The organism is Microvirga aerilata, from assembly GCF_016743775.1.
Classification (GTDB): domain Bacteria; phylum Pseudomonadota; class Alphaproteobacteria; order Rhizobiales; family Beijerinckiaceae; genus Microvirga; species Microvirga aerilata.
On sequence record NZ_JAEQMY010000188.1, the window covers coordinates 1 to 4735 of the forward strand.

The 4735-nt window shown below is 61.1% G+C and carries 3 protein-coding genes; 1 reads left to right on the forward strand and 2 read right to left on the reverse strand.

Annotated elements, in window-relative coordinates:
• Nucleotides 1–138: 138 nt before the first annotated feature.
• The gene (locus JKG68_RS31095; protein ID WP_246516102.1) at nucleotides 139–1344 is read left to right on the forward strand and encodes an IS701 family transposase; all 1206 of its coding nucleotides are present in this window, start codon (nucleotides 139–141) and stop codon (nucleotides 1342–1344) included.
• Between the two features lie 313 nt (nucleotides 1345–1657).
• On the opposite strand, the gene JKG68_RS31100 is transcribed toward JKG68_RS31095, so the two are convergent.
• Together JKG68_RS31100 and JKG68_RS31105 are read right to left on the reverse strand one after the other, a co-directional pair.
• A protein-coding gene (locus JKG68_RS31100; protein WP_202066176.1) for an IS5 family transposase occupies nucleotides 1658–2424 on the reverse strand; the annotation gives its coding sequence in 2 pieces (ribosomal slippage) (nucleotides 1658–2076 and nucleotides 2076–2424; 768 coding nt in all).
• Between the two features lie 76 nt (nucleotides 2425–2500).
• A partial coding sequence (locus JKG68_RS31105; protein WP_202066175.1) for a tetratricopeptide repeat protein occupies nucleotides 2501–4735 on the reverse strand: 2235 nt, incomplete at its 5' end.

The window sequence follows — 4735 nt, forward strand, 5'->3', positions numbered from 1 at the left end:
TGGTCCGCCTGGAGACGAGCGCATCAGGCCATGGCGCAAGCCTCACATCGCAAACGAAGGGTGCAACTGTAGTGCTAGAGCTGACCTAATACTACAGCCGTGCCTTGTGCGTTGTCTTAGACACGGAGGTGTCACGCCATGACGCACGCAAGCGAGGCCCACCGCTGGGCCGATCAACTGGATGATCTCATCGCCCGGATTGCTCCACGGTTCAGCCGCATCGAACCGCGCCGACGCGCCCGGGCTTATCTGCAAGGTCTGCTGTCGCCGCTGGAGCGCAAGAACGGTTGGCACCAGGCCGAAGCGGCGGGTGATGCCAACCCCGATGGCGTGCAGGATTTCCTCGCCCGCATGCACTGGGATGCCGATGCCATGCGCGATGATCTGCAGCCCTTTGTGGTCGAGCACCTGAGCGATCCTGACGCCGTACTGGTGCTGGACGAGACGGGCTTCCTGAAGAAGGGCGACATGTCGGCCGGCGTCAAACGCCAGTACTCCGGCACCGGCGGCCACATTGAGAATTGCCAGATCGGGGTGTTTCTCGCCTATGCCAGCCGGCACGGGCATGCGCTGATTGACCGGGCCCTGTACCTGCCCGAGACCTGGGCTTTTGACGCCGCCCGCCGCGCGGAAGCGGGGGTGCCGGAGAGTGTGACCTTCACCACCAAGCCGAAGCTCGGACAGGCGATGCTCAAGCGGGCCTTTGCGGCTGGCGTGCCGTGCACGTGGGTGGTGGGCGACAGCCTCTATGGCGCCGATCATCAGACGCGGCGCCTGATCGAGGTGCATGGGCGCGGCTATGTGCTGGCCGTGACCTCGGCCCAGCGGCACGTCCTCAAGCCCGTCGAGGACTGGCTTGAGGACGTGCCAGCCCGGGGCTGGAAGCGTCTCAGCGCTGGCGACGGCGCCAAGGGGCCGCGCCTGTACGACTGGGCGTATCTACCCTACCGCACGCCACCAGTGCCGGGCTGGAAGACCGGCCTGCTGATCCGACGTCGGAAGGGCCGACCGCATCAGTTCACGTTCTATCTCACCCGTTCGCCGGAGGAGACGTCGCTAGCGAGCTTGGTGCGGATTGCGGGCCAGCGCTGGCGGATCGAGAGCTGCTTTGAGGAAGCCAAGGGCGAGACCGGGCTGGACGAGTACGAGGTGCGCGCGTGGACCAGTTGGCACCGGCACATCACCTTATCTATGCTGGCGCATGCCTATCTGACTGTCGTGCGCCAGCACGCCATCGGGGGGAGAAGCTCCCGTCGTGCAGGCCGCGGGGTTGTTGCCGCTCAACGTGCCGGAGGTGCGGCGGCTGCTCTGGCACTTGGTGTGGGAACGACCGCCTTCGGTTGAGGCTGTCGAGCATTGGTCCGTTTGGCGACGGCGACATCAGCAGCGTGCTCGCGAATGTCACTGGCGCAAGGGCACACGGCACCGACCTCAATCCCAGCTGTAGTATTAGAGGCCAAGCACCTGGCGCATCTGTCCATCCCTCCCGGATCGCTTGAAAGCATCCCACAAGCAGTTGAGCCACATGCGCAAATAAAGCAAACTATCTCATACGGACGACGAAGTGAATGATGTTCTCTGAAACCTGACGGACACTATTTGGTCAGGGCAACGTTGTTTTTCATGCAGAGCTGTCCGAACTAAGGGGTGTGGACATTCATTTGAGGGCCATGAAGCTGGCGGCGAGATAGATCATGGCTGAGAAGCTCAGATCCGTTTTGTCGTAGCGCGTGGCGATGCGGCGGAACTGCTTCAAATCACAGAAGAAGTTCTCGATCAGGTGACGCCAGCGGTACATGGCGAAGTCACACGCAATCTGGCGCGCACGATTGGCTTTGGGCGGGATGACGGCAGCGGCGCCACGGGCATCCAGTTCCCGGCGTAGCGCATCAGTGTCGAAGCCCTTGTCGGCGATCAGAGCACCGATCTCGATGCCGTCGAGCAGGGGATCTGCCCCGACGCTGTCATGGCGCTGCCCTGGCAGAAGCAGAAAGTGTGCCAGATTGCCCAACGCATCCACCAGGACGACGATCTTGGTCGTCAGGCCGCCGCGCGAGCGCCCGATGGCTTGAGCACAAGTCCCCCTTTAGCGCCCGTCCCGTGCCGATGGACGCGGATGATGGTGCCGTCGATAAGCGCGTATTCGAAATCGGGATCCCCGGACAGCACCTGGAAGAGCTGCTCGAAGATGCTGGTCTGAGCCCACCGGCTGAAGCGGCGAAACACGCTGTTCCAGTTCCCAAACATCTCGGGCAGATTACGCCAGGCCGCCCTGGTGCGTACCATCCAGAGCACCGCCTCCAGGAACAGCCGGTTATCTGCTCCTGAGCGGCCGGGATCACCGGCCTTGCCGGGCAGCAACGGCGCGACGCGGGCCCATTGCTCATCCTTCAGCACCAAACGATTCCTTGAGGTCGTCTGAATGTCCGCAGGCCTTAGTTTGGTCTGCGACAAGCCGCCTTTTGCTTTGGCCACATCGCCAATCCTGAAGATACGCATATCATTTGCGCGTGGGCGTGATGCGAGTGGGATTGATAGTATTAGACCAGTGCCGGGTTGTTTTCTTGTATGCCGTGAAGCAGTGGAGAGCTGCAAACCCGAAAAGTTGGCTACTCCTCAGTACTGCAATGTTCTTGAGCCAGGCTGCCATGGTGAGAGGTGTCTTAGCTGCGACCTCTGCAAACGCCCGTGTGATCAAGGCTGGACCGGTCTTCAGCCACACGACATCTGTGTCCCCTCGGTTGAGCGCTTCCGTTGCTAAGTCGAATGCACGCCCAATCACAGCATTGTTGGGAGCCGCTGCCAGAAAGTTGTTACCGAGCGTACCAACGGCCAGCCCGCCAAGGGCATAATCTTCCTGGTAAACTGCCAACGCAACATGAGATGGAAGAACTGTGCCGATGGGAGCGAGGCAACGATCGTCGGCATCCACATAAACGCCACCCTTGGCGAAAAGATACGCGAGGCGGAACAGATCTGCTTTCTCAGCCGGATTGTCTGCTCGTCGATAAGCTCTGAGAACATGCGGGGCATAATGTTCTGCAAGAAATGCCCTGGCTGCGGCATCATCAAACACATGATGGCGGTAATCTTGATTGGTGGAGCGCCAGGTTGCCATCAGGCCCGTCACATCCTCCGGAGGTTCAGGATCGTCCCAATATTGAACGATCACCTTGGGAATGGGCGCGAAACCATCCTGGTTGTTCTTGCCGTCAGTGGGGTTTTCCAGTCGCGCTTGGCACAGGGCGATGATGAGTTGAATCGCAGGTGCAGAGTGATCGGCGTTTGAGCGCAACAGATTTCGTAGCTGTGCAATCCGATCCTCTGGCGGCAGCCTCCTGATGGTGGCGAGCTGATCGATCAGATCCTTGTTGAGAACGAATTCATTGTGCACTTGGCCCATATGGCTCTGGGACATGTTAGTTGACTGACCGCGGGCGATGCGCGCAGGAACATCCAGCTTAGTCCAGGCCTCAAGGTGCTTGCCTGCCTCATCTACTCTCAGCAGCAACATGCAGATGCGGAACATCTCCGCGTGGGCCCAGCCATCGAGCGGGTTCAGAAGAAGGGCTGCCTGGTAGTGCTCTCTCGCCTCCTCAAACCTGTATTGGGCTTCTGCGAGATGCCCACGAAATATCTGGATGCGAGCGCGTTCAGTCGTGGCTTCCGAGGAAAAGCGTTCCAGTTTTTCAGCCGCGGCGTCGAGGCTTCCCACGAGGAGGTCAAGCTGGACACAATGCGACCACGCCCAGAAACTGTGTGGGTTGTTGCGTCGGACGTCCTCAGCCAACCTGCGGGCCTCATCCAGGTGTCCAGCCCATTTCAGCAACTCCACCCGCTTGCACGCGATCTCCCATTGTTCCCCAAAGGTAGAAGTGGCTGTGTCAAGAAGTGCAAGAGCCGCGACGTGGTCGCCACGCTCGTTGAGGGTCTGACTCGCTTGAACATAAAGCCAGATAATGCCCGGATGGAGTTCAATCGCACGATGATAGATGGAGAGACAGCTCTCCAGGTCTCCTGCGAGGCGCGCCGATTCAGCAAGTTGTGTGAGGGCTGCGAGATGATCGGGCTGTTGTGCGAGGACCTGCTCTAGGATTTGTGCAGCCGACTCAGGCCTGCCGAGCGTGCGTTCCTCGATCGCGAGCTCAACGAAAGCCTGGAAAAACCTGGGATTAGCCTGGGAGATGCGGTGAAACTCAGCGCGGGCAGCTTCCCGGTTACCCGCATGACGCTGAATGTATGCCAATTGCATTTGGGCAGGGATGTTGTCCGGCTCGCGCTGGAGTACCGCGTCGATGATGCCCCTGGCGTCGTCGTAAAGACCGCGGTCCCGGAATTCGCTGGCGATTTCCTGCTGCACGCCGAGGTGGTTGGGGTCGATGGCAGCAGCAGCCTGGAAGCAGGCGAGGGCACGGGCGTGATCGCCGCGCTTGCGGGCGGCCCAGCCGAGCCCAAGATGCGCCCCTAGGTGCTGAGGCGCCTGCCTGAGGATCTCGTGCAGCACCGCCTCGGCCTCATCAAGCCGGCCGAGGTGCGGCAACTCGTAGGCGATTTCCTGCTGCACGCCGAGGTGGTTGGGGTCGATGGCAGCAGCAGCCTGGAAGCAGGCGAGGGCACGGGCGTGATCGCCGCGCTTGCGGGCGGCCCAGCCGAGCCCAAGATGCGCCCCTAGGTGCTGAGGCGCCTGCCTGAGGATCTCGTGCAGCACCGCCTCGGCCTCATCAAGCCGGCCGAG

What these genes read in the sequence shown, in the direction of transcription:
- JKG68_RS31095 (WP_246516102.1), top strand. Translation starts at nt 139, where the DNA reads ATGACGCACGCAAGCGAGGCCCACCGCTGGGCCGATCAACTGGATGAT.